Genomic DNA, 25,203 nt, shown 5'->3' on the forward strand with positions numbered 1-25,203 from the left:
CCGACCCTGCGTTCGTTCATGACGGCGCTCCGCTTCGCTGCGTGCCGCCACGAGGCTCGACGGCGCTGCGCCTGATGATTCGCTCGCTGCGCTCGCTCATGCCAGTCCTTCCACTGAGGGTGACTCCGCGGCCGGACCGGGTTGCGGCACGGCGCCGACACCGAAGAAGGCCCGCCGGCGCAGTTGCGCCCACCGGCCGGCCGGACCGCGATCGCGGCCCCGGACCTGGGCGCCGCTGACCTCGGTCCCCGCGTGCCGCGCCGCCTCCTGGGCAGCCTCCGGCAGCGACCGTACGCCCTCGACCCGGGTCGGCGCAGCCCTGCGCTCCTGGCCTGCGCCGAGAGCGGACAGCAGGGTCGGCAGCAGGGCGGCGGCGGCCACCGCGTAGCCCTCGGCCGACGGGTGGAACCGGTCCCACGCGAACATCCGGGTCGGCTCGGCCGCGAACCGGGGACCGAGCAGGTCACCGAGCGAAACCGTCCAGCCGCCGGCCTCGACCACGGCCACCGTCTGGGCGGCGGCGAGCTGCCGGCTCCACCGGCGGGCCAGCCAGCGCAGCGGCGGCTGGATGGGCCGGATCGCCCCCAGGTCCGGGCAGGTGCCGACGACCACCTCGCAGCCGGCGGCGCGCAGGGCGGTGACCGCCTCGACCAGGTAGCGCACCGCCAGCGCCAGCGGTGTGCGGTTGGTGACGTCGTTGCCGCCGACCAGGATGACGGCGATGTCGGGCTGGCACTCGAGGGCCGCCTCGACCTGGTGCCGCAGCCCGGCGGAGAGGGCACCCACCACGGCGAACCGGTGCAGCCGGACCGGCCGCTGCAGCCGCCGGGACAGGCCGGTGGCGAGCAGCGCGCCGGGCGTCTCGCGGCGGCGGTGCACCCCGTAGCCGGCGGCGGAGGAGTCGCCCAGGATGACCATGGTGATCGCGGGGCCGGGCAGCTTCGCCCCGTACACCCCGTCGCAGCGCGGCGGCGGCGCCTCCGCCATCGGGATCGTGCGGCGGGCCTGGCGGGCCTGACCGATCAGCACGCCGCCGGTGGCGACGGCGGCGGCCGCGGTCGCGCCCGTGCCGATCGCGGCCAGCCGGGCGACGCGCCGCACGAGCTGCCAGCGCGGACCGGCCGGAACGACGGAACCAGCGACCCCCATGCACCGACATTATCGCGACCCCACGACACGCGGCTGTCGCCGTGACGGCTCACCGGGGCCTGGAAAGCGACCGTTCTGGGTACCTGTTCCACCGGAGCGGTGGGCTTGCGCCGGGGCGGCACGCTGGCGTACGGGAAGGAGCGAGGGATGGGGAAGACACTGCAACGACGTGCGGCGTTCATCGCGCTGGCCCGCGCGCTGGCGGTCGGGGTGCGGGGAGGGCCGTCGCTGGGGAAGCGGCTGGCGGCGCTGCCCCGGATGGTCCGGGCGACGGCTCGCGGAGATTACGACGGCGGACTCCGGCTGGCCCTGATGACCGCCGCCACGGCGTACATCGTCTCGCCGATCGACCTGCTGCCGGAGATCCCGCTGGCGATCTTCGGGTTGGCCGACGACGCGGTCATGGTCACCTGGCTGGCCGGCAGCGTGCTCGCGGAGACCGAGCGGTTCCTGGAGTGGGAGGCGAGCCGCGGGTCCGTCGTCCCGGGCGAGGTGGTCGGCTGACGGGACGTAGGCTGAGCCTCGAGTATTCGTCTGCCCGGCCGCCCACCCCGGCGGCGCCGGAGGAGAAGGGCACAACCAGGTGCAGTACTACGACAACGTCGTCGAGTTGATCGGCAACACCCCGCTGGTACGCCTGCGCAACGTCACCGAGGGCATCCAGGCCACCGTGCTGGCGAAGGTGGAATACCTGAACCCCGGCGGGTCGGTCAAGGACCGGATCGCCCTGCGCATGGTCGAGGACGCCGAGCGCGCCGGCATCCTCAAGCCGGGCGGCACGATCGTCGAACCGACCAGCGGCAACACCGGCGTCGGGCTGGCCCTGGTGGCCCAGCTCAAGGGCTACCGGTGCGTGTTCGTCTGCCCGGACAAGGTCAGCCAGGACAAGCAGGACGTGTTGCGGGCGTACGGCGCCGAGGTGGTGGTCTGCCCGACCGCCGTCGCGCCGGAGGACCCGCGGTCCTACTACAACGTCTCCGACCGGCTGGCTCGGGAGATTCCCGGCGCGTGGAAGCCCAACCAGTACGCGAACCCGGCCAACCCCCGGTCCCACTACGAGACCACGGGGCCCGAGCTGTGGAAGCAGACCGAGGGCCGGATCACCCACTTCGTCGCCGGCGTCGGCACCGGCGGGACGATCTCCGGGATCGGGCGCTACCTGAAGGAGGCCTCTGACGGCCGGGTACGCGTCGTCGGCGCCGACCCGGAGGGGTCGGTGTACTCCGGCGGCACCGGTCGCCCGTACCTGGTCGAGGGCGTCGGCGAGGACTTCTGGCCGGAGACGTACGACCGGGGCGTCGCCGACGAGATCGTCGAGGTCTCCGACAAGGCGTCGTTCGAGATGACCCGCCGCCTGGCCCGCGAGGAGGGGCTGCTGGTCGGCGGCTCCTGCGGCATGGCGGTCGTCGCCGCGCTGGAGGTGGCGCGCAAGGCCGGGCCGGACGACGTGGTCGTGGTGCTCCTGCCGGACGGCGGCCGGGGTTACCTGTCCAAGATCTTCAACGACTCGTGGATGGCCCGGTACGGCTTCCTGGACAACGCCGGAACCGAGCCGACCGTCGCCGACGCGCTCGCGAGCAAGCCGGGCGGCCTGCCCGAGCTGGTGCACGTCCACCCGACCGAGACGGTCCGGGACGCGATCGACTACATGCGCGAGTACGGCGTCTCCCAGCTGCCGGTGCTCAAGGCCGAGCCGCCGGTGGTGACCGGTGAGGTGGCGGGGTCGATCGCGGAGCGGGACCTGCTCGACGCGCTCTTCACCGGGCAGGCCCACCTGCACGACACCATCGAACGGCACATGGGCGAGCCGCTGCCGATGATCGGTGGCGGCCAGCCGGTGAGCGAGGCGGTCGCCCTGCTGGAGAAGTCCGACGCCGCCCTGGTGCTGGTCGACGGCAAGCCGAAGGGCGTCCTCACCCGCCAGGACCTGCTGGCTCACCTCGGCGCCCACTGAGCGACGGGGCGGTTTCCCTCGTGCCACGCCTGCGTGGCACGAGGGAAACCGTTCAACGCGGCCGGCCGACTACTCCTGACCCGCCGGCCGCGGGCGGGTCAGCGGGTCAGCTCCGTCGGCACCGCCACCACGTCGACGAGCGCACCCCGGCGCAGCACGGTGACCGGCAATCGGCGGCCGATCGCGTCGCCGAGCATCAGCCGTTGCAGGCCCTGACCGTCGCTGACCGGCCGCCCGCCGGCTGCGAGGATGACGTCACCGAGGTAGATCCCGGCGAGCCCGGCCGGGCTGCCCGGCACCACCTCCACCACCCGCAGGCCGCGCCGCTGCCCGGTCCGCGCCGCCACCTCGGGTGGCAGCGGCACGGGCACGCCGGCGACGCCGAGCCAGGCGCGCCGCACCCGTCCGTGGTCGGTCAGGTCCCGGATGATTCTCCTGGTCGTGGCGTTGATCGGTACGGCCAGCCCGAGCCCGTACCCGGCGACGGCCGTGTTGACCCCGACCACCCGGCCGGCCGAGTCGGCGAGCGCGCCGCCGGAGTTGCCCGGGTTGAGGGCGGCGTCGGTCTGGATGACGTCCTCGATCAACCGGGTGACGCGGCCGTCCCGGGCCGGCAGCGACCGGCCGAGCCCGGAGACCACCCCGGCGGTCACCGAGCCCGCCAGCCCCATGGGGTTGCCAACCGCCACGACCAGCTGACCGATGCGCAGCGCGTCGGCGTCGCCCAGCTCGACCGGCGGCACCGTGCCCGCCTCGGCGCGCAGCACCGCCAGGTCGGAGAGCGGGTCGGCGCCCACGACCCGGAACCGGCTCTCGGTGCCGTCGCCGAAGGTCGCCGATCCGCCCTGGGCGCCCTGCACGACGTGGGCGCTGGTGAGCAGCAGGCCGTCGGCGCCCACGGTGACCGCGGAGCCGGCGCCGCCACCGCGCGCCGTCCGCACCGACAGCGCGGCCACGCTGGGCAGCACGCGCGCCGCGACGGTCGTGACAACCCGGGAGTACGCGTCCAGCGCTTCGCCCTCGGTCGGACCGGAGGCGGTGTGATCGGTGTCCATGCAGCCGGCAACGCTCCCGGGATCGACGCCCATGCCCGGATCCGCTGAGAGCGAACGCCCGCTGCCGCCGATCGCGAACCGTGCCGCCAGCGACCGGAGCCGGTGTCGAGAAGGGGCCCTTCCGCTATCGCGGGCGGTGCGAGGAGGCCCGTCCTCGCACCGCACGCGCGTAGCGGAGTTGGGTGGCCAGGACGGTGCCGATCAGGTCCTCGCGTTCGGCCCCGGTCGGCGTCCAGCCGCCGCGCTCGTAGAAGCGCCGCCCGTGCGCGTTCTCCCGCAGCACCCACAGCGCGGCCCGCCGCCACCCGCGCGCCCGCATGCCGTCCAGCGCGTAAATCATCAGCTCCCGCCCGACGCCGCGGCCCCGCTCGGCGGGCTCCAGGTGCAGCGCGTACAGCAGCCCGGTCGCCGGATCGTCCTCGTCGTCCGGGCCGACGTAGCTGAATCCGGCCAGCTCGCCGTCGCGCTCGGCCACGGTCAGCGTGTGGGTGTCCCGCTCCCAGTGCCACCGTTCGGCCCAGTACCGCCCCATCGCCTCCGGCGTCGGCTCGGCCAGCGCGTCCGCCGGCAGGAAGGACGAGTACGCGGCGACCCGGGACCGCTGGTGCAGGCTGCCCACGGCCATCAGGTCGCCGGCGGTGGCGCAGCGCAGCGTCAAGGTCACCCGGCCGAGGCTACCCGCCGGGACGGGACCGGCACGGTCATCAGGTCCGCGGCGATCACCAGGTCGCCGTCGAAGTGCCGGCGGGCCTCGTCGGCGAAGCGCTCCGGGTCCGGGTACCGCTGCGAGAAGTGGGTGAGCACGAGCCGGCGTACCCCGGACTCGGTGGCCACCCGTGCGGCCTGCGCCGCCGTGAGGTGCCCGACCTCGGCGGCGAGGGCGGCCTCCGACTCCAGGAACGTCGACTCGATGACCAGCAGGTCGGCGTGCTCGGCGAGCGCGTACACGCCGTCGCACAGGCCGGTGTCCATCACGAAGGCGAACCGCTGCCCGGGCCGGGGCACGCTCACCTCGTCCCGGGTGACGCGGCGTCCGGCCACGTCCAGGTGGCCGACGCGCAGCAGCTCGCCGACGGCCGGGCCGGCGATGCCGTACGCGGCCAGCTTCTCCGGCAGCATCCGGCACCCGTCCGGCTCGACGAGCCGGTAGCCGTACGTCTCGACGGGGTGCCGCAGCCGGCGGGCCTCCAGGGTGCCGCCGCGCAGCGCCATCCGCTGCCCGTCGGCGGTGACCGGCTCGACGGCCAGCTCGGCGGTCTCGTAGAAGCTCGACGCGTGCCGCAGCCGGGCGAAGTACTCGGCGCCCCCGGCGGGGAAGTGCACCGCCACCGGGTGCGGCACCCGGTCCAGCGAGAGGCGCTGGATGGTGCCGGGCAGCCCCAGGCAGTGGTCGCCGTGGAAGTGGGTGACGCAGATCCGGGTCAGGTCGGTGGCGGTGACGGTGCTGTGCAGCAGCTGCCGCTGGGTGCCCTCGCCCGGGTCGAAGAGGATCACCTCGTCGTCCCAGCGCAGCACGTACCCGTTGTGGTTGCGCGTCCGGGTCGGCGCCTGGCTGGCCGTCCCGAGCACCACCAGCTCGCGCATCGACACGGTGATCTCCGGGATGAAGCGACCCCCGGGGCTTCCGCGCTGACGCGCGGGCCGGCTGGACTGGGCCGGCACCCCGGGGGTCGGGTGGCTGTCGTGGTTTCGCCGCACCGCTGCCACACGGTCTCGACGATGGTGCCTGAGCCCACCCCTGGCGGGGCGGACGGGATTACTGTCGAGGACAGCGGCTAGCGGACAGCCACCTCACGAGTCCGATTGCTATACAAGTCTGGACCACCTCCTTTCCCGTGTACCGTCACGCTATCCAGAGCCCGGTGGCCCGGGCAACGGATTTCGATCACAGGCCGGCCGGGAATGCGAGCGGGTGGCCGAGTCGGTCAGGTGCCGGTGGCGATGCCGATCGGGCCTTCGCGCGGGCCGTCCTCGCTGGCGGGCTGGACCGCCAGCGACGGGAAGTCGGCGAGGTCGCCCGCCGGTTCGGCGTCCCACTCGGGGAAGACCAGGTCGCTCTGGAGGTACAGGCAGAGCAGCTGGGTGAGCTGGCGCAGCCCGTCCAGGTGGGTGCGCTCGTGGCCGTGGGTGGCGTCCACCCCGAACCCGAGCAGGGCCACCCGGGCGTGCGCGCCCGCCTCGACGGCCGCCGCCACGTCCGAGCGGTAGTAGTCGAACACGTCGCGGACCAGGTCGACGTCGTGGTCGCGGGCGATCGCCGCGAGGTTGCGGGTCAGGTGGTAGTCGAACGGCCCCACCCCGTCACCCATCGCCAGGGTCGCCGCGTTCTCCCGGGACTGCTGCCCGGGAGCCGCCACGGCCGCGTCCACCGAGACGATCTCGGCCACGTCCGGGTCCAGCCCGTGCGAGGCACCGTGGCCGATCTCCTCGGTGACCGTGATCAGCAGGTGCGCGGTCACCGCCGGGGTGACGCCCGCGTCGACCAGCGCCTTGCACGCGGTCAGCACGGCGGCGACGCCGGCCTTGTCGTCCAGGTGCCGGGACTTCACGTACCCGGTGGGGGTGATCTGCGGGTTCGGCAGGAACGCCACGAAGTCGCCCGCGTCGATGCCCAGTGCCCGCAGGCCGGCGATGTCGTCGACCGGCTCGTCCACCCGTACCTCGACCAGCTCCCAGCCGATGCCCTGGGAGTCGACGGCCTCGTTGTAGCGGTGGCCGCTGGCCTTGAGCGGCAGCACCTGACCGGTGATCACCCGGTCCAGGTCGTCCGTGAAGATCCGCACGTGGGCGCCCTCGGCGAAGCGGGCGCTGTGCGTACCGATCGGCTTCAGCTCCAGCCGGCCGTTCTCCTTGAGCCGCTTCACCATGCCGCCGATGGTGTCGGTGTGCACGACGATCGCCCGGTCCGCCCCGGTCGTCCGCGGGCCGGGGAGGCAGGCGCTGAGCGCGCCGCGCCGGGTCAGCGTCGACGGGATCCCGAGCGCCGCCAGCCGCTCGCCCACGTACTGCTGCACGTGGTCGGTGCGCCCGGACGGGCTCGGGATCTCCAGCAGCTCCAGCAGCACCCGGCGCAGGTAGTCGAGGTCGAGCGGGAGCGGGGTGGGCCGGTTCGCGGTCATGCCCCTGAGCTTGCCGCACCGGCCGGCGACCACAGCCGCTGAGGTGCCCGGGTGCCGGGGAAGAGCAGGTCGACGAAGCGTTCGGCGGTCGGCTGCGGCTCGTGGTTGGCCAGCCCCGGCCGCTCGTTCGCCTCGATGAAGACGTGCTCCGGCCGGTCCGGCGCGGGAACCAGGAGGTCCAGCCCGGTCACCGGGACGTCCAGGGCGCGGCTCGCGGTCACACAGGCCTCGGCGATCACCGGGTGCAGGTCGGCCGTGACGTCGTGGATCGTTCCCCCGGTGTGCAGGTTGGCGGTACGCCGGACCGCGAGCACCTGCCCTTCGGGCAGGACGTCGTCCAGCGCGTACCCGGCCTCGGCGACCACCTCGCGGGTCATGTCGTCCAGCGGGATGCGCGACTCGCCACCGGTGGCGGCGGCGCGGCGGCGGCTCTGCCGCTCGATCAGCTCGGCGATGTCGTGCACGCCGTCGCCGGTGATCGCCGCCGGCCGGCGGACCGCCGCGGCCACCACCTCGTGGTCGATCACGACGACCCGCAGGTCCTCGCCCGGGCACAGCTCCTCCAGCAGCACCTCCGGGCAGAACCGGGCCGCCAGCTCGACCGCCGCCCGCAGCGCCTCCGGCGTCCGTACGCCGACGGTGATGCCGTTGCCCTGCTCGCCCCGGGCCGGCTTGACGACCAGCTCACCCACCTCGGCGAGGAAGGCGGCGTCGGCCTGGCCGCCGGTGGCGGTGCGGCCGCGGGGCACCGAGAGCCCGGACTGCGCGAGGATCCGCCGGGTCACCCGCTTGTCGTCGCAGCGGCTCATCGCCACCGCCGAGGTCAGCTCGGACAGCGACTCGCGGGTGAGGACCGTCCGGCCGCCGCTGCTCAGCCGCAGCTCGCCCCACGCCGGGTCGGTCACCTCCACCCGGATGCCGCGGCGCATCGCCTCGTCCGCGACGATCTTCGCGTACGGGTTGAGCTGGTCGTACCCCTCCGGCATGGCGGGCAGGAAGAGCCGCTCGTTGATCGGGTTCTTCCGTTTCACGCAGAGCGTCGACGTCCGGTAGAAGCCGAGCCGCTCGTAGAGCCGGATCGCACCGTCGTTCTCGGCGAGCACCGACAGGTCCACGTACGCCCGGCCGCGTTCGACCAGCCGCGCCGCCAGCGCGGTGATGAGCGCCTGGCCGGTGCCGGGCGGCGCGGCGTTGAAGTCGACCGTCAGGCACCAGAGGCTGGCGCCGCCGTCCGGGTCGTCGAAGACGGCCACGTGGTCCACGCCGGTGATGGTGCCGACGACCTCGCCGGTCGCGTTCTCGGCGAGCAGGTGCAGGAAGCGGTCGGTGGCCGCGTTGGCGACCAGCACGTCCACCGGCGCGGTGACCATGCCGTTCGCCGCGTAGATCCGGTTGACGTCGTCCGCGTCCTCCGCGTCGTGCAGCGGGCGGATCCGCAGCCCGGGGATCTCCGGGTCGGCGGGCCACTCGCCGTCCAGCGGCAGCCGGTAGGTCAGCGACGGGTCGATGAACAGCTCGTCCGGCAGGCGGGACACCAGCACGTGCGGGTCGCGCAGGTAGATGCAGATGTCCCGCGCGCCGGCGGCCTCCGAGCGCAGTACGTCGGCGACGGCGGCCTGGTCGGCGAACGTCTGGCCGAACACCAGCCGGCCCCATCCGCAGTCCAGCACCACGCCGTCGGCGGGTCCGTCGTCGGTGCGGTCCGTTTCGGCGGCGCCGGCGGTCGCGATCGGGTCGCCACCCGGTCCCACCCGCTCGAACCGCCGGCTGCGGCCGCGCACCTGGTCGGCGAGGGCCACCCCGGTGGCGAGGGTGTCGGACACGGTCAGTCGATTCCGTGGCTCTGGAGCCACATTTCCAGGAGTCCGAGTTGCCACAGCTTGTTTCCGTTCAGCGGGGTCAGTTCGGCGTTCGGGTCGGCGAGCAGTGCATTGACGTACTCGGCGCGGTACAGGCCCCTTCGGCGGGCCTCCGGTGCGGTGAGCGCGTCGCGTACCCGGTCGAGGAGCTTGCCCTCCAGGTGGGTGAGGCCCGGGACCGGGAAGTAGCCCTTCGGCCGGTCGATGACCTCGTGCGGGAGGACCCGCCGGCCGATCTCCTTGAGCACGCCCTTGCCACCCTGGGCCAGCTTCAGCTCCGGCGGGCAGCTCGCGGCCAGCTCCACGAACTCGTGGTCCAGGAACGGCACCCGGGCCTCCAGCCCGTGCGCCATGGTCATGTTGTCGACCCGCTTCACCGGGTCGTCGGTCAGCATCACCTGGGTGTCGATCCGCAGGCCGGCGTCGACCGCGGTGTCGGCGCCGGGTCGCGCCAGGTGCGCGGCGACGAACTCCCGCGCCGGGTCGCCGTCGGCCAGCCAGGCCTGGTCGAGTACGCGGGCCAGGCCGGCGGCGTCCCGGTCGAAGAACGCCCGCGCGTACGTGTCGAGGGCGTCCTCCCGGGTGGTTCGGGCGAGCGGCGGGTACCAGTGGTAGCCGCCCAGGATCTCGTCCGCGCCCTGACCCGACTGCACCACCTTCACGTGCCGGGCGACCTCCTGGCTGAGCAGGTAGAACGCCACGCAGTCGTGGCTGACCATGGGCTCGCTCATCGCGGCGACGGCCGCTTCCAGCGGCGGCAGCAGGTCGCCGGTCGGCACCCGGATCTGGTGGTGGTCGGTGTCGAACGTCTTCGCCACCACGTCGGAGTAGCGGAACTCGTCGCCCTCCCGGCCGCCGACCGCCTCGAAGCCGATGGAGAAGGTGGACAGTCCCCGCTGGCCCTCGCCGGCCAGCAGGGCCACCACCAGGCTGGAGTCCAGACCGCCGGAGAGCAGCACACCGACCGGCACGTCGGCCACCATCCGCCGCCGCACGGCGGTGTTCAGCGACTCCAGCAGGGCCTCCTGCCAGTCCTTCTCGGACCAGTCGGCCCGGTCGGGGTGCCGGGTGAACGAGGGGTCCCAGTAGACCCGCTCGTGGGTTCCGCCGTCCGGCTCGTAGACGCGGACCGTGGCCGGGGGCAGCTTGGTCACCCCGCGCAGGATGGTGCGCGGCGGCGGCACGATGCTGTGGAAGCTCAGGTAGTGCGCGAGGGCGACGCGGTCGATGCCGGTGTCGATCCCGCCGCCGGCCAGCAGCGCCGGCAAGGTGCTGGCGAAGCGCACCACTCCCGGCGACTCGGCCAGGTAGAGCGGCTTGATGCCGAGCCGGTCCCGGGCCAGCACGAGGCGGCCGGTGGCCCGCTCGCTGATCGCCACGGCGAACATGCCGAGGAGGTGGTCGACGAAGTCGAGCCCCCACTCGGCGTACGCCTTGAGCACGACCTCGCTGTCGCCGGAGGAGAAGAACCGGTGGCCCTTCGCCTGGAGCTCGGCGCGCAGCTCCCGATAGTTGTAGATGCAGCCGTTGAAGACGCCGGTCAGCCCGGCGGCGGCGTCCACGAGGGGCTGCCCGCTCGCGGCGGAGAGGTCGATGATCTTCAGGCGCCGGTGCCCCAGGGCGGTCCTGCCCTGTGCCCACACCCCACTGTCGTCCGGCCCTCGGTCACTCATCGTGGCCGCCATGCGCTCCACCGCCGACACGTCGGCGCGTGATCCGTCACGGCGGAACTCTCCCGCAAGTCCGCACATGCGAGACGATGCTGCCAGAGGATGTTGCGGTTGGCCTGTTGAGACGATGACAGTCGTGTAAAGGGTTGCTAGAATCCGCGCCCACGATTGCGGAGCGTGGTCGCAGCGGGCTCGATGGTGGCGGTTCGTGTCGACGACCGTCACGCTGCGAGGGTCAGGCCGCTCACTCGATGTGACAATCAACGCATCGACGAGACTCGCGCCGCCGGGCGTCGGCGGCAAACTGTGTGCGCGGCGTTGTTGCAGCGAACCCCGAACCAGACCGTCAACGCGGCCAACCTGGGCGGCAGCGCCACCGTGTCGATCACCCCCACCTCGGACGGGCCGCAGACGCTGTACGTGCGCTCCCGGGACCGGGCGGGCAACCAGTCGGCGATCCGGACGTACACCTTCAACGTCGGCTCCGGCGCGGTGACCTCGCCGAAGGAAGGCGACATCACCGCGGCGAAGGTCGCGCTCACCGGCATCGGCCAGGCGGCCGCCACCGGGGTCACCTACCAGTGGCGCCGCGGTGACGCCGATGTCTGGGTCAACATCCCGACCGGGCACGTGACGGTCGCGGCCGGCGGCGGCGCGGTGACCTGGCCGCTGCCGACCAGCGGTGACGGCAACTTCCCCAAGCTCAACTGGGACGTCGAGGCCACCCTCGCGGCGGCCGACGCCGAGTCGATCCCGCGGAACGGTCCGCTGCAGGTGCGCGGAACCTTCACCGGGGGTACCGGAGGCACGTCGAGCCCGGCGAAGTTCACCTTCGACCGGGACCAGGCGTCCGCGGCGGCGCAGGAGATCGGCCCCGGTTCGGTCAACCTGATCACCGGAACTACACGCTGTCGGACACGGACGTGTCCGTCGACTCGTTCGGCAGCGACCTGACCGTCACCCGCTCGTACAACAGCCGGCGGGCGGCAGAGACGGACGCGGCGAACATGTTCGGGCCCGGCTGGGTGTCCGGCGCGGTGGTCGAAGAGGCCGAGTCGCCGTACACCTCGCTGACCATGTACGGCTCGCTGGTGCAGGTCGGCCTGCCGGAGGGCGACACGATCGGCTTCACCAAACGCACCGCCAGCGCCTTCGATCCCGAGATCGGGATGGAGTTCCGCAAGCTGACCTACACCGCCGGTAGCGATTCCTACTCGCTGACCGACGAGGACGGCAACACGGTGCTCTTTACCCGGGTCAGCGGCACCGCTGCCGGCAAGTATTTTCCGACGTCGGTTACCGTGCCGGGCAACAACCAGACCACGACGCTGAGCTGGGAGAAGGCCACCGTCGGCGGCAAGGAGGTGGTCCGGCCGACCCGGATGCTGGCTCCGGTCCCGGACGGCGTGAACTGCGCGACGATGACCCGGGGTTGCCGGGCGCTGACCTTCACCTACGCCACGACGACCACGGCGACCGGCACCACCGAGTCGGCGTGGGGCGACTACGCCGGCCGCGTGAAGGAAATTTCCTTCACCGCCTGGGATCCGGACCTGGCCACCCCGGCGATGCGGACCGTGCCGATGGCGCGGTACGCGTACGACAACGCGGGCCGGCTGCGCGCCACCTGGGATCCGCGGCTGGACTGGAACGACGCCGGCACGATGCGTCAGCTCAGGGAGACCTACGACTACAACGCGGGTGGGATGCTCATTGCGATCAAGCCGGTCGCAGAGGAGCCGTGGCAGCTCAGCTACACCAGCATCCCCGGTGACCCCGGCGCGGGCCGGCTGCACAAGGTGACCCGCTCGGCCCTTTCCGCCGGCACCGCCACCCAGACGGTGGTCTACAAGGTGCCGGTGTCCGGCACCGGCTCGCCGTACGACCTGTCGCCGGCGCAGACCAGTCGGTGGGCGCAGCCGGAGGCGCCGACCGACGCGACGGCGGTCTTCCCGGCGAACCAGGTGCCGACCGGCAACCCGGCAGCCGGCACGCTTCCGTCGTCTTACGAGCGGGCCACGATCACCTACCTGGATGCGAACGCCCGGGAGGTGAACACCGCCACGCCGGGCGGTCACATCAGTGCCACCTGGTACGACCAGTGGGGCAACACGGTGCGGACCCTCACCGCCGGCAACCGCGCCGGCGCGCTGGATGCCAGCCCGACCGACGACGCGGCGGCGGAGAGCATGCTGGCTCGCAGCCACTCCACCCTCAACATCTACTCGTCGGACGGGCAGCGGCTCACGAACACGCTCGAGCCGGAGCACGACGTCGTGCTGCCGGATGGTGTCGTGGTGCGTGGGCGCAAGCTCACCAGGAACACCTACGACCAGGGTGCGCCGACCACCGGTGGGCCGTACAACCTGATCACCAAGCAGGAGGTCGGCGTCCGGATCTGGGACGCCACTGCCGGCGTCGAGACCGACCATGACATCCGGACCACCACCACCGCGTACGACTGGGGTCTGCGCCAGCCGACCGTGGTGACGGTGGACCCGTCCGGCCTCGCCCAGACCACCCGGACCACGTACGACCCGATCACCGGTCTGGTCACCTCCACGACCGCGCCGGCCGGAGGCACCAGCACCACCACACAGGCCACCCGGAAGACGGTCTACTACCGGGCAACCTCAGGTTCCGGGTACGCCGAGTGCGATCTGCGGCCGGAGTGGGCGAACCTGCCATGCCGGGTGCAGCCGGGCGGCCAGGCCGCCAGCGGGCCGGAGTTGCCGGTGACGGTGACCACCTACGACATGTTCAACCAGTCGCGGGTGGTGACCGAGAAGACCAGCGCCGGGACGCTGCGCACGACGACCACGACGTACGACGGCGCGGGCCGGGCGTACGAGACCAGCGTGGCGGTGGCGTCGGGGCTCGGCACGGCGGTGCCGATCACCCGCAATGTGTACGAGCCGGCGACGGGACGGCTGCTGCGGGTCCAGTCGATGGTCGGCGGGCTGTCGACGGCGCAGGTGGTGAAGGGTTACGACAACCTGGGCCGGCAGACCTCCTACACCGACGCCGACGGGGTCACCTCCACCACCACGTACGACCTGCTCGGTCGGGTGGCGACCAGTACCGACGGCAAGGCCACCCGGACGTACACGTACGACGTCGGCACCGAGCGACGCGGCCTGCTGACCTCGGTCAACGACTCCCAGGCGGGAGCCTTCTCGGGCAGTTACGACGCCGACGGCAATTTGACGTCGGAGTCGTGGCCGAACGGGGTGCAGGTCGCCACGGAGACCGACGAGACGGGCACCCAGGTCGGTCTTACCTACACGAAGCCGGGCTGCGCGGCGGCCGACTGCACGCTCTACACCGAGAGCGTGGTCGAGTCGGCGCACGGCCAGTGGCGGCAGCGGTCGTCGAGCCTGTCGGAGCAGAGCTACAGCTACGACCCGGCGGGCCGGCTGACCTCGATCCGCGATGTGATCGGCGGCCAGTGCACCACCCGGTCGTACGGGTTCAGCACGTCGTCGAACCGCAACTCGGTCAGCGTGTACGGCCCGGCCGGTGACGGGGCCTGCCAGAGCACGACGGCGGCGTCGTCGCGGACGTGGACGTACGACACGGCTGACCGGGTGAACACCAGCGGCTACGTGTACGACGCGCTGGGCCGGACGAGGACGGTGCCGGCGGTCGACACCGCCAACGCCCCGGGTGGAAACGTGACGGTCACGTACCACTCGACGGACCTGGTGGACACGATCACTCAGGGCGGCCGGACGACGGATTACGTGCTGGACGTGACCGGGGAGCGGGTCCGTTCGTGGACGGACAACGCCAGCGGCACCGCCGTGCAGTCGGTGCACCACTACGACGGCGACGACGACAGTCCGTCCTGGACGCAGGAGACGGCGGACCGGTTCACCCGGCCGGTGTCGGGGTTGTCGGCGATGGCCGGCATCTTCGACAGCGACAGCGGACAGGTCGACTGGCAGATCACCAACCTGCACGGCGACCTGGTTGCGGCCATCCACGGTGACGACGAGGGCCTGTCGCGGACCAGTGAGGCGGGCGAGTACGGCAGCCCGCGCAACCCCGACGACGTCGGGGCGCAGCGGTACGGTTGGCTCGGCGCCAAGCAGCGGGCGGCCGACACCCCGTCGGGCATCATCCTGATGGGCGTCCGCCTCTACAACACCACCACGGGCCGCTTCCTCCAGGTCGACCCCGTGGAGGGCGGAAGTTGCAACGCGTACGAATACACCTGCGGCGATCCGATCAATCAAGAGGACCTGGACGGCAAGAAGATTGGCAAGATCTGCAAGGTCGGCAATTGGTGCGCCCGGGCCGCGCGCTCCATCGGACGAGGCGTCGGCCGCCTTATCGGCTACGGCGGAAATGCCTGGAACTGGGCTGGCGTTCAGAGTGCGCGCGTGCTCGCTTACGGTCATAGGGCCGCCCGAGCGATCAAAGGTCGCTTCAAGGGAAGCAGTTGGCAGAAAAAGCGTCTCCAATACAAGGGGAGCAAGTATGGATGGCGCGTCGGCTATGATCGAAAGCCGCATCCGTTCGGCCGCCTCGGGAGTCGAAAGCACTTCCAGGTTGACTGGTGGCGAGTAGGAAGGAAGGGGAGTCATCGCACCTATCGAATCCCGGTCTTCTGGTAAAGCAAGGTACGCGAAATCGTGCTGTTGGCTAATTCGCGGAGCAGGGGGCGACACTGAAGTCGATTGTTGCGGGTGAAGTTGCTGAGCGCACCTTGAGTGATCTGCAGCGGCTGCCCTTCGCCGAGTTACAGCATCTACTGGATGAGCCTCAGAAGGCGGTGGTCAAGGTGGACGGTGTTGATTACAACGTCATGACTTACGCGCTCCCGGACGCAGGCGAATCAATGCGCGTTGTCGTGGCGGTGGACGATGGTGGTTACTCAGCATTCAAGCCGCTGGTACGGGACTTTATCGTCGCGCCGTAGATCTCGGGCCGCGTTATAGCTATCGAGGCCAGATGGCGGGAAGGTGTGTAGATATCTGGTTTCGCTCTGGCGGCCGAGTCCGACCAAGGGCCCGCAGCGTATGGCTGCGGGCCCTTGCACGTCGATCGGCTCAGCCTGCGGTGCGGGCGATGCCGACCGGGCAGCTCAGCCCGTTGGGGCCGTGGTTGCAGTAGCCGTTCGGGTTCTTCGTCGGGGCCAGGTACTGCTGGTGGTAGTCCTCGGCGAAGTAGTAGTCGCCCAGCGGGCGGATCTCGGTGGTGATCTCACCCTTGCCGGCGCGGGCCACGATCGGCGCGAACGCGTCGCGGGACGCCTCGGCGGCGGCGAGCTGCCCGTCGGTGGTCGGGTAGATCGCCGACCGGTACTGGGTGCCCACGTCGTTGCCCTGGCGCATGCCCTGGGTCGGGTCGTGGTTCTCCCAGAAGACCTTGAGCAGGTCCTCGTAGTTGATCATCGTCGGGTCGTACACCACCTGGACGACCTCGGCGTGGCCGGTGCGGCCCGAGCAGACCTCCTCGTACGTCGGGTTCGGCGTGTAGCCGCCCGCGTAGCCGGCGGAGGTGGTGAAAACGCCGGGCAGGGTCCAGAACAGCCGCTCGGCGCCCCAGAAACAGCCCATCCCGAACACGGCGACCTGTGCCCCCTCGGGGAACGGGCCCTTCAGCGGGGTGCCGAGCACCTCGTGCCGGTCGGCGACGGGCATCGCGATCAGGCGGCCGGGCAGGGCCTGCTCCGGGGTGATCATCTCGGCCTTCATGCGGCGCAGGAACACGGTGGGACTCCTCTCGTACCCTTCCCAGCCTGCAACGCCGGCGGACCCGACTTCCTTACCCGGGTGGCCGGCAGTCAGGCGGGCCGGCTGCGGCCGGTGGGACGACGGCGCTGCCGCCCCGGTTCGGCCGCTACCGACCGTGACCTTGTCTCCCACGCTGCCCAGCCGCCCCGCCGGCCTCGCTCGGCACCCAGTGCGCACCTGTCACACGGGTCACGCCCACCACAGATCGCGTCCGGCCCGGCACGGGCGGCAAGCGCAGGCCGACGCGGTGGTGCGGAGCCCTCGCCGGGCGCACCCCGCCTCGGGTGGCGCCCGGGCGGGCGGCAGCATGGGTCGGGCGTCGGTGGGAGAGGAGGCGCCGGCATGGCTGTTACCGGGGCGGTACCGGCCACCGACGGCGGCGGTGGCGGTCCGACCATTCGCCGGATCCGGCCAGCCGCCGACGAGGCGCTGGCCCGGTCGCTGCTGGCGGTGCAGCACGCCGCGTACGCCGTCGAGGCCGCCCTGATCGGCGACGACCGCATCCCGCCGCTGCGGGAGGACCTGGCCGACCTGCGCGCGGCGCCGCTGAGCTGGCTCGCGGCGTTCGACGGGTCGGCCCTGCTCGGCGCGGTCGGCTGGACCGAGGACGACACCCTCGTCGACATCGACCGCCTGGTCGTCGACCCGGCCGCCCACCGACGTGGCGTCGGACGTGCCCTGGTGAACGCCGTGCTGGCCCGGGCCGGCACCCGCCGGGTCGTGGTCGCCACGGGTCGCGCCAACCGCCCGGCCCGCCGCCTCTACGAGTCCCTGGGCTTCGCCCGGCTGGGGGACGAGGAGGTCATCCCGGAGCTCTGGATCACGCGCTACGCGCGGCCCGCCTGATCCCCCGCGCGCAGCGCGGTACGGACGCGCTCGGCGTAACCCTCGGCCTCGGCGTCGTCGGCGTACCGGGTGCGGGGCCAGAAGAAGCCGCGCAGGCCGTCGCCCCTCGTGCGGGGCACGACATGGGTGTGCAGGTGCGGCACCGACTGCGACACCTTGTTGTTCATCGCCACGAACGTGCCGCCCGCGCCCAGCCCGCCCTCGACCGCGATCGCCAGCCGCCGGACCAGCCCGAAGTAGCCGGCCAGCGACTCCGGTGGCAGGTCGGCCAGCGTGACCAGGTGCGTACGCGGCACCACCAGCAGATGGCCCTTGAACACCGGCCGGGTGTCGAGGAACGCCACCCCGTCGGGCTCGTCGACGACCCGGAACGCGGGCACCTCGCCCGCCACGATCCCGCAGAACACGCACCCCGCCACCGCTCCAGGCTAGGCCCCGGCCACGCCCCGCGCTCCGGCGAGGGACTCAGGCCGGGTCGAGGTAGGCGTCCCACTCGTCGTCGACCACGCCGACGGGCCCCGTCTCGCCGCTCGCCAGGCGCGACCGGATGTCCGCCTCCCAGGCCAGTGCCCACCGGCGCAGGTCGTCGATCGCTGCCTCCGCCAGCCCGTAGGACCGGAAGGTGCGCGAATCACGCTCGACGACGCCGCCGAGGCGGTCGGCCAACTCCTCCAGCGAGAACCCGGCCGTGTGGCGCGCACCCAGGTTCTCCATCTCGACCCAGGTCAGTCGCGAGTTGGCCGCACGGATGTCGATGTAGTCGCGGTGGGCGGCGCGTTCGTGCAGCGCCCGCATCTTCAAGCCGACCGCATCTTCCAGGGAGAGCACCGGTCCGACCGCCAGCCTGGCCGGCGGCCCGATTCCTTCCTTGAGTAGGTCCACCTCGCACGAGATGGTCGCGTCGGACACGACCATCCGAGCCATCCGTGGGGTGACTTCTACGAGTTCGGTCTTGTAGCCGGCGGCCCGATAGGCGGTGACCAAACGATCGACGATCGCGGCCAGTGGCAACGCGGTGGCGGTCGCAAAGTCGATGTCCTGCGAGGGGCGACTCACCAGTTGGTGCGCTGACATGGCGTAGCCGCCGGCCAGCACGAGTCCCAACTCGTCACCGGCCGCGAAGCCGATCTGGAGCAACCGCTGGTGTACCGGATCGATCATGCGGCCGACAGCTCTGGCAGCCGTCGCTCCCAGAGCGACACGAGGCGACGCGCGGTCAGTCGACGAACCCGGGGCCAGTCCCGTCGCAACAGGACCGGATTGACGTAGCGGATGATGTCGTCGTGCTGCCCGCAATCGAGGAGCAGGCAATAGAGGGTGAGCCGCTCCCGTGGGTCGGTGACGTCGAACTCGGTCAGGCCGGACCAGGCCAGCCGCACCGGTAGCGCGACCCGACCGTGGTCGGGGCCGGCCAGCAGGTCGAGCGAGGCCGGGATGCGATCGGCTGCGCCGATGAGGCGGGACGGCAGGGCGGTCGAACTCACCCGGCCAGTATCACCCGGCGGTCCGACATCGCACGCCCACCGGGCCCCCGCCGCGTCCCCCGGTGCGGCAACGCGGCGAGACGGATGGCTTCACCAGAGGTCGAGGAGCCGGACCAGGGCATGACCCGGTGTGACCGCGGCCGGGTTCCATGGGCTGGGACGGACTGAACGGCTAACGTTCCGGGCATGAGTCACGGCTTCGAGACGCTCGCCATCCACGCCGGCCAGGACCCCGAGGCCCGCACCGGCGCAGTGATCCCACCGATCTACCAGACCAGCACGTATGCGCAGGATGCGGTCGGCGCGCCCCGCCAGGGCTACGAGTACAGCCGCTCCGGCAACCCCACCCGGGACGCGCTCCAGGAGTGCCTGGCCGCGCTGGAGGGCGGCTCCGTGGGGCTCGCCTTCGCCAGCGGCCTGGCCGCCGAGGACACCCTGCTCCGGACCGTCTGCGGGCCGGGCGACCACGTGGTCATCCCCGACGACGCGTACGGCGGCACCTACCGGCTGTTCGCGAAGGTCGCCGAGCGGTGGGGCCTCGGGTACACCCCGGCGAAGGTCTCCGACGTCGACGCCGTGCGGGCCGCGATCCGGCCCGGGAGCACGAAGATCGTGTGGTTGGAGACGCCCACCAACCCGCTGCTCGGCATCGCCGACATCGCCGCCCTCGCGGCGGTCGCGCACGACGCGGGCGCGCTGCTGGTCGTGGACAACACGTTCGCCTCCCCCTACCTGCAGCAGCCGCTCGCCCTGGGCGCGGACGTGGTGGTCCACTCGACGACCAAGTACATCGGCGGCCACTCCGACGTGGTGGGCGGGGCGCTGATCGCTGGCGACGCCGGGCTCGGCGAGGAACTGCGCTACCACCAGAACGCGATGGGCGCCGTCAACGGACCGTTCGACGCGTGGCTCACGCTGCGCGGCATCAAGACCCTCGGCGTACGCATGGACCGGCACTGCGACAACGCCGAGCGCATCGCCGCGTACCTGGACGGGCACGCGAAGGTCGGCGAGGTCATCTACCCCGGCCTGCCCGCGCACCCCGGCCACGAGGTGGCGGCGAAGCAGATGCGTCGCTTCGGCGGAATGATCTCCTTCCGGGCCGCCGGCGGCGAGGAGCACGCCGTGGAGATCTGCAACCGGGCGCGGCTCTTCGTGCTCGCCGAGTCGCTGGGCGGGGTGGAGTCCCTGATCGAGCACCCGGGCCGAATGACACACGCAAGTGCCGCCGGCTCGCCGCTTGAAGTTCCCGGCGATCTCGTGCGACTGTCTGTCGGCATCGAGACGGTCGACGACCTGCTTGCCGATCTGGAGCAGGCGCTGGGCTGACCGCGGGCTGGGGAGGGTGGCCGTGCAGGACATCATGCCGACGTGGGTAGGGGCGACCGCCAAGCAGATCGCCCGCGGCGTACGCCGGGGTGACGTCTCCGCCACGCAGGTCGTTGCCGACCACCTCGATCACCTCGCCCGCATCGACGCCGAGCTGGCCGCGTTCCGCGCGGTCCGGGGCGGCGAGGCGGTGACCGAGGCGGAGAAGGTCGACGAGCAGGAGGACCTGGCCAACCTCCCCCTCGCCGGGGTGCCGGTCGCCGTCAAGGAGAACACCGCGGTCGCCGGGCTGCCCACCTGGAACGGCTCGGCCGCCGTGCGTACCCCGGTGGCGGAGGCCGACCACGAGGTGGTCCGGCGGCTGCGCGGCGCCGGCGCGGTGATCCTCGGCGTGACCCGGATGCCGGAGCTGGGCCTGTGGGGGGTCACCGACGACGAGACCGCGGTGACCCGCAACCCCTGGGACCTCACGCGTACCCCCGGCGGCTCCTCCGGCGGCTCGGCTGCCGCGGTGGCCGCCGGGCTGGTGCCGATCGCCCACGCCAACGACGGGCTCGGGTCGATCCGGATCCCGGCGGCCTGCTGCGGCCTGGTCGGCCTCAAGCCGGGGCGCGGCGTGGTGCCCTGCCAGCTCGGCGCGGACGACTGGTTCGGCCTCACCGAGCACGGGATGCTGACCACGACCGTCGCCGACGCCGCGGTCGGCTTCCAGGTGCTGGCCGGCCGGCCGCAGGAGAAGCTGGTCCCGCCGCAGCGGCTGCGGGTCGGGGTGTCGCTGCGCTCCCCGGTGCGCGGCGTCTCGCCGGACGCGCCGAACCGGGACGCGGTCGCCGCCGCCGGCCGGCTCCTCGCCGCCGCCGGGCACGACACCGGGCCGGCCGACCCGGTCTACCCGATGGCGCTGGGCCTGCAGGGCATCGCCACCTGGTTCGCCGCGGCGGCGGCCGACGTCCGGGCCGCCGGCCTGGACCGCCGGAGCCTGCAGAAGCGCAGCCGCCGGCACGTCACGTTCGGCGAGTGGGCGCAGCGCCGGGGGTACGTGCGGGAGGCCGACCGGGCCGCCTGGCGCGAACGCTCCATCGGGTTCTTCACCGACCACTCGGTCGATCTGCTGCTCACCCCGGCCCTGGCCGGCATGCCGCCGGAGGCGACCAGCTGGTCGGGTCGCTCCTGGCGGGCGAACATGCTGGCCAACATCCGGTACGCCCCGTACGCCGCCCCCTGGAACATCGCCGGCCTGCCCGCGATCGTGATCCCGGTGGGACGCCGTCCGGACGGCCTTCCGGTGGCGGTGCAGCTGGTCGGCCCGCCCGGCTCCGAGCTGCTCCTGCTCGGCGTGGCCGGCCAGTTCGAGATGCAGGCCCCGTGGACCCGCCACGCCCCCGGCTACCCCCGGGTCGGTACGGGGTCGCCAGCCGGCGCATGATCGTCTAGCCTGCCGCTACCCGTCGACCTGAGGAAGCGGCATGCTCTGCCACACCTGTGACACCGAAAACGACCCGCGTACCAACGAGTGCGAGACCTGCCGGACCCCGGTCGGGGCTCCGGTCCTGCGACCGGACGTCCCCGTGCGCACGGTGCGGGGGATCGGGCGGGCCGCCGCCGTGGCCGTCGGTGCGGCCACGCTGGCGTTCCTGCTGAGCACGCTGGCCCTGCCGGTGCAGGCAGCGATCGCCGCCGAGGCCGGCCACCGGTTGGACAGCGACCTGCTGCTCACCGTGCAGCTGCTCGACCTGGCAGGGGTTCCGTACGTTGTCGGCATGCTGATCGCCGCCGTGCTGGTGATCATTTGGACGTGGCGGGCCAGGATGAACCTCGACGCCTTTCCCGGTGCAGGGGCGACTGTCTCCGCCGGCTGGGCGATCGCCGGCTGGCTGGTGCCCATCGCCAACTTCTTCATGCCGTACCGGGTGGTCGCCAACGTTGCGCGGGAGAGCCTCTGGCGGTTGACCACCCCACGGCTGGTCAACCTGTGGTGGACCGGTTGGGTGGTGTTCCTGATCTGGGATCGGATCGTCGGAGGGCGCGTCGCACAGAGGTGGGAGACCCTTCCGCAGGCCCCGCAGACCGCCGTGGAGTTTCAGGCCTACACGGACCACTACACGGCTGCGCTTGACTCGTACGTCGTGCCGACCGCGGCTTGCTTGGTCGCCGGGGTGTCGTTGATCGTGCTCATCGTCCGGATCTCCGCCGCCCAGGAGGCGCGGATCGCCCGGTCGTTGCCGTCCGGTCCCATCCTGCCGGGTTCCGTCGTGCCCGCCCCCACGCATCCGCCGGTGGCGTCGCCGCCGGCCCCAGGGGTGGCGGGTGGCACGATCGGGGCATGACGGAACTGGTCAGCCTCGAGGACGTACGGAGCGCGCGGGAGCTGCTCGCGGATGTCGTCCGTAGCACCCCGCTGGAACCCTCGCGGCCGCTCAGCGCGGCGCTCGGCGGGCCGACCTGGCTGAAGTGCGAGAACCTGCAACGCGCCGGCTCGTACAAGGTGCGCGGGGCGTACGTGCGGATCTCCCGGCTGTCCGAGGCGGAGCGCGCGGCCGGCGTGGTCGCGGCCAGCGCCGGCAACCACGCCCAGGGGGTGGCGCTCGCCGCCGGCCTGGTCGGCACGCAGGCCACCGTGTTCATGCCGGTGAACGCGCCGCTGCCGAAGGTGGCGGCCACCAAGGGGTACGGCGCCCAGGTCGAACTCGTCGGCAACACCGTCGACGAGTCGCTGGTGGCCGCGCAGACCTACGCCGACCGTACCGGCGCCACGCTGATCCACCCGTTCGACCACCGGGACGTGATCGCCGGTCAGGGCACGGTGGCGCTGGAGATCCTCGAACAGTGCCCGGACGTGCGGACCATCGTCACCGGTGTCGGCGGCGGCGGCCTGGTCTCCGGACTGGCGGTCGCGGCGAAGGCGCTGCGACCGGACGTACGCGTCGTCGGCGTGCAGGCCGCCAGCGCCGCCGCCTTCCCGCCCTCGCTGGTGGCCGGCGAGCCGGTACGCCTGCCGTCGTTCAGCACGATCGCGGACGGCATCGCCGTCGGTCGCCCTGGGGAGCTGACCTTCCTCCACGTCCGCAAGCTGGTCGACGAGATCGTGACGGTCTCCGAGGAGGACATCTCCCGCGCGCTGCTGATGCTGCTGGAACGGGGCAAACTGGTGGTCGAGCCGGCCGGCGCGGTGGGGGTGGCGGCGCTGCTGACCGGCGCGGTCGAGGTCGAGGCCCCGGTGGTCGTCGTGCTCTCCGGCGGCAACATCGACCCGCTGCTGATGCTCCGGGTGATCGAGCACGGCCTGGCGGCGGCCGGCCGCTACCTCCGGTTCACCATCCGTTGCCCGGACCGGCCCGGGCAGTTGGCCTCGCTGCTCAGCCAGATCGCCGAGCACCGGGCGAACGTGGTGGACGTGGAGCACCAGCGGGTGAATCCGCACCTGCGGCTCGGCGAGGTCGAGGTGGCGCTGTCGGTGGAGACCCGCGGCGTCGAGCACTCGGACACGCTGATCAGCGCACTGCGGGCCAGCGGCTACCAGGTGGTCTTCGCCGGCGAGGCGTGACGTCGGCCGCACCGGGCCGGCCGGCGCGGGTCTCGCTCCCGGCCGTGGCCCGGACTCGCGGACCGCACTGGGGCCCGGACTCGCGGACCGCACTGGGGCCCGGACTCGCGGACCGCGCCGGGGCCCGGTCGGGCGGGAACGCGCGACGCGCCGGGGCCCGGTGGGCCGCCGGCGCGTCGGGACGCGGCGAATCAGCCGCTGAACGGCTCGAAGGCGACGACGGTCACCTTGATGTCGGCGCCGCTCGGGGCGGTGTAGGTGCAGGTCTGCCCCGGACGGCAGCCCAGGATCGCCTGGCCGATGGCGGACTCGGGGCTGTAGACCGTCAGGTCGGTGGTCGACGCGATCTCGCGGGAGCCGAGCAGGAACCGCTCGGTGTCGTCCTTGTCGTCGTCGAAGTAGATCGTCACGACCATGCCGGGTGCGACCGTGTCGGCGGTGGGTGCCTCGCCCACCTGCGCGGTGCGGAGCAGCTCCTTCAGGTAGAGGATGCGCCCCTCGGCCTTGCTCTGCTCCTCGCGGGCGGCGTGGTAGCCGCCGTTCTCCCGCAGGTCGCCCTCCTCGCGCCGGGCGTTGATCTCGGCGGCGATGACCGGCCGGTTGGCGATCAGCTCGTCGAGTTCCGCCTGGAGACGGTCGTACGCCTCCTGCGACAGCCAGGTGGCGGGCGCCTCGTTGCCAGTGGACACAGGCGATCTCCTCAGTGTGCGTGCTGGCTGACAGGTGAACTTCCAAGTTACCAGTGACCACCGACACAGGGGTGGCGGTGATCACTGACCGGCCCTCCGGCGGGACGATCACGCCAGCACCGGCGACCGCCCTCCGGCGCCGGTCAGATCAGGATCGGCGCCGGTCAGCCCGGCGCTCGGCAGCGCAGGACCTCGCCGATGAAGGGCCGGCCGGTGGTCACCAGGCGGTGCTGCGTCGTCACCTGCCGTTCGCCCGGCCGGGCGGTCACCGTCACCTGCTCCCGGGCCACCTCGGCGCCGGCGCGGTCCCGGGCCCGCAGCACGCACACGGCGGACCCGCCCGGCGGCACGTTCACCTGGAAGTCGACCAGCACCTGCGAGTCGGTGATCCCGGTGTAGGTGATCACCTTGGCGTCGTACTCCGGGTTGCCGTACTGCTGGTAGAGCCGGACCGTCACGAAGACGCCGAGCGCCACCACCAGGACGAGCCCCAGCAGCGCGGCCACCAGCGGTCGGCGGCCCGGCTCGCGGCGTCGCCCGTACCGGCCGGGCGGGAAGACCGGCGCGCCGGATGGAATTGTGGCGTGCGTCTCGCTCACCGGCGGGTATCTCCTGGCGTCGTTGTCGGGGGCATCGGCAAGAATGGCAGGGTTCCATTCTCCCCACCGGCCGAATGCGTCAAGCATCTCAGGCCGGTGCCGGCGGGTTTCGCCACGGGGGGAGTAATCCGGCAGGTCAGCCGGGCGGCCCGGGGGAGGGCCGCC

At 72.4% G+C, this 25,203-nt stretch carries 22 protein-coding genes and 1 pseudogene; 10 read left to right on the top strand and 13 right to left on the bottom strand.

The annotated features are described in order from the left end of the window. Nucleotides 1–16: 16 nt before the first annotated feature. Nucleotides 17–1,149: pseudogene (locus EV376_RS09210) on the bottom strand (SGNH/GDSL hydrolase family protein). A 147-nt stretch (nt 1,150–1,296) separates the two neighbouring features. Here EV376_RS09210 and EV376_RS09215 point away from each other — a divergent pair. Together EV376_RS09215 and EV376_RS09220 are read left to right on the top strand one after the other, a co-directional pair. Beyond that, entirely contained in the window at nt 1,297–1,653 is a 357-nt protein-coding gene (locus EV376_RS09215; RefSeq protein ID WP_130321715.1) for a YkvA family protein, read from the top strand. A gap of 79 nt (nt 1,654–1,732) precedes the next feature. Continuing rightward, a complete protein-coding gene (locus EV376_RS09220; RefSeq protein ID WP_130321716.1) occupies nt 1,733–3,103 on the top strand; it encodes a cystathionine beta-synthase in 1,371 nt (456 codons plus the stop codon). A gap of 98 nt (nt 3,104–3,201) precedes the next feature. Here EV376_RS09220 and EV376_RS09225 read toward each other — a convergent pair whose 3' ends face one another. The 6 genes from EV376_RS09225 to EV376_RS09250 form a co-directional block, all read right to left on the bottom strand. Then, nucleotides 3,202–4,158 carry a trypsin-like peptidase domain-containing protein gene (locus EV376_RS09225; protein ID WP_130321717.1) on the bottom strand — a complete coding sequence of 319 codons (957 nt, stop codon included), beginning with the start codon at nt 4,156–4,158 and terminating at the stop codon, nt 3,202–3,204. Nucleotides 4,159–4,282: 124 nt separating this feature from the next. Then, a complete protein-coding gene (locus EV376_RS09230) occupies nt 4,283–4,822 on the bottom strand; it encodes a GNAT family N-acetyltransferase (protein ID WP_130321718.1) in 540 nt (179 codons plus the stop codon). Further along, on the bottom strand, nt 4,819–5,748 hold the full coding sequence (locus tag EV376_RS09235; protein ID WP_130321719.1) for a ribonuclease Z: 930 nt from the start codon (nt 5,746–5,748) through the stop codon (nt 4,819–4,821). Before EV376_RS09235 ends, EV376_RS09230 begins: the two co-directional genes overlap by 4 nt. 335 nt (nt 5,749–6,083) lie before the next feature. Further along, nucleotides 6,084–7,277, bottom strand: coding sequence for an osmoprotectant NAGGN system M42 family peptidase (locus EV376_RS09240; RefSeq protein ID WP_130321720.1), 1,194 nt, complete (start codon nt 7,275–7,277; stop codon nt 6,084–6,086). Next, on the bottom strand, nt 7,274–9,100 hold the full coding sequence (gene ngg, locus EV376_RS09245; RefSeq protein WP_130321722.1) for an N-acetylglutaminylglutamine synthetase: 1,827 nt from the start codon (nt 9,098–9,100) through the stop codon (nt 7,274–7,276). Before ngg ends, EV376_RS09240 begins: the two co-directional genes overlap by 4 nt. Before the next feature lie 2 nt (nt 9,101–9,102). Then, nucleotides 9,103–10,887 carry an N-acetylglutaminylglutamine amidotransferase gene (locus tag EV376_RS09250; protein ID WP_130321724.1) on the bottom strand — a complete coding sequence of 595 codons (1,785 nt, stop codon included), beginning with the start codon at nt 10,885–10,887 and terminating at the stop codon, nt 9,103–9,105. 237 nt (nt 10,888–11,124) lie between these two features. On the opposite strand from EV376_RS09250, the gene EV376_RS09255 reads away from it, so the two are divergent. The 3 genes from EV376_RS09255 to EV376_RS09265 all read left to right on the top strand — a co-directional run bounded on the left by EV376_RS09255 (nt 11,125) and on the right by EV376_RS09265 (nt 15,730). Beyond that, nucleotides 11,125–11,760 (top strand): hypothetical protein, encoded by a 636-nt coding sequence (locus EV376_RS09255; RefSeq protein ID WP_130321726.1) that lies wholly within the window; start codon nt 11,125–11,127, stop codon nt 11,758–11,760. Next, on the top strand, nt 11,730–15,425 hold the full coding sequence (locus EV376_RS09260) for an RHS repeat-associated core domain-containing protein (RefSeq protein WP_130321728.1): 3,696 nt from the start codon (nt 11,730–11,732) through the stop codon (nt 15,423–15,425). Before EV376_RS09255 ends, EV376_RS09260 begins: the two co-directional genes overlap by 31 nt. A 92-nt stretch (nt 15,426–15,517) precedes the next feature. Further along, a complete protein-coding gene (locus EV376_RS09265) occupies nt 15,518–15,730 on the top strand; it encodes a hypothetical protein (RefSeq protein ID WP_130321730.1) in 213 nt (70 codons plus the stop codon). 130 nt (nt 15,731–15,860) lie between these two features. Here the strand turns inward: EV376_RS09265 and msrA are convergent, their stop codons facing one another. Next, complete coding sequence (gene msrA / locus EV376_RS09270; protein ID WP_130321732.1) at nt 15,861–16,523, bottom strand: peptide-methionine (S)-S-oxide reductase MsrA; 663 nt, start codon at nt 16,521–16,523, stop codon at nt 15,861–15,863. Between the two features lie 366 nt (nt 16,524–16,889). On the opposite strand from msrA, the gene EV376_RS09275 reads away from it, so the two are divergent. Then, a complete protein-coding gene (locus EV376_RS09275; RefSeq protein WP_130321734.1) occupies nt 16,890–17,393 on the top strand; it encodes a GNAT family N-acetyltransferase in 504 nt (167 codons plus the stop codon). Here the strand turns inward: EV376_RS09275 and EV376_RS09280 are convergent. From EV376_RS09280 to EV376_RS09290, 3 genes are read right to left on the bottom strand one after another with little or no spacing between them, the layout of a single operon-like run. After that, nucleotides 17,375–17,812 carry an HIT family protein gene (locus tag EV376_RS09280; protein WP_130321736.1) on the bottom strand — a complete coding sequence of 146 codons (438 nt, stop codon included), beginning with the start codon at nt 17,810–17,812 and terminating at the stop codon, nt 17,375–17,377. The genes EV376_RS09275 and EV376_RS09280 overlap by 19 nt on opposite strands. 46 nt (nt 17,813–17,858) lie before the next feature. After that, complete coding sequence (locus EV376_RS09285; protein ID WP_165437969.1) at nt 17,859–18,530, bottom strand: nucleotidyl transferase AbiEii/AbiGii toxin family protein; 672 nt, start codon at nt 18,528–18,530, stop codon at nt 17,859–17,861. Between the two features lie 20 nt (nt 18,531–18,550). Next, nucleotides 18,551–18,877 (bottom strand): hypothetical protein, encoded by a 327-nt coding sequence (locus EV376_RS09290; RefSeq protein ID WP_130321740.1) that lies wholly within the window; start codon nt 18,875–18,877, stop codon nt 18,551–18,553. Nucleotides 18,878–19,063: 186 nt separating this feature from the next. Here EV376_RS09290 and EV376_RS09295 point away from each other — a divergent pair, with 186 nt between their 5' ends. The 4 genes from EV376_RS09295 to ilvA are packed head-to-tail and all read left to right on the top strand — an operon-like array spanning nt 19,064 to nt 23,750. Beyond that, complete coding sequence (locus EV376_RS09295; protein WP_130321742.1) at nt 19,064–20,206, top strand: cystathionine gamma-synthase; 1,143 nt, start codon at nt 19,064–19,066, stop codon at nt 20,204–20,206. Between the two features lie 16 nt (nt 20,207–20,222). Beyond that, a complete protein-coding gene (locus EV376_RS09300) occupies nt 20,223–21,632 on the top strand; it encodes an amidase family protein (protein WP_130321744.1) in 1,410 nt (469 codons plus the stop codon). A 40-nt stretch (nt 21,633–21,672) separates the two neighbouring features. Continuing rightward, on the top strand, nt 21,673–22,533 hold the full coding sequence (locus EV376_RS09305) for a DUF4328 domain-containing protein (RefSeq protein ID WP_130321746.1): 861 nt from the start codon (nt 21,673–21,675) through the stop codon (nt 22,531–22,533). Then, nucleotides 22,530–23,750 carry a threonine ammonia-lyase gene (gene ilvA / locus EV376_RS09310; RefSeq protein ID WP_130321748.1) on the top strand — a complete coding sequence of 407 codons (1,221 nt, stop codon included), beginning with the start codon at nt 22,530–22,532 and terminating at the stop codon, nt 23,748–23,750. Before EV376_RS09305 ends, ilvA begins: the two co-directional genes overlap by 4 nt. Nucleotides 23,751–23,941: 191 nt before the next feature. Here ilvA and greA read toward each other — a convergent pair whose 3' ends face one another. Next, entirely contained in the window at nt 23,942–24,439 is a 498-nt protein-coding gene (greA, locus tag EV376_RS09315; protein ID WP_130321750.1) for a transcription elongation factor GreA, read from the bottom strand. A gap of 164 nt (nt 24,440–24,603) precedes the next feature. Beyond that, on the bottom strand, nt 24,604–25,038 hold the full coding sequence (locus tag EV376_RS09320; RefSeq protein WP_130321752.1) for a DUF4307 domain-containing protein: 435 nt from the start codon (nt 25,036–25,038) through the stop codon (nt 24,604–24,606). Nucleotides 25,039–25,203: the final 165 nt, after the last annotated feature.

The sequence above is a fragment of the Micromonospora sp. CNZ295 genome (assembly GCF_004217535.1).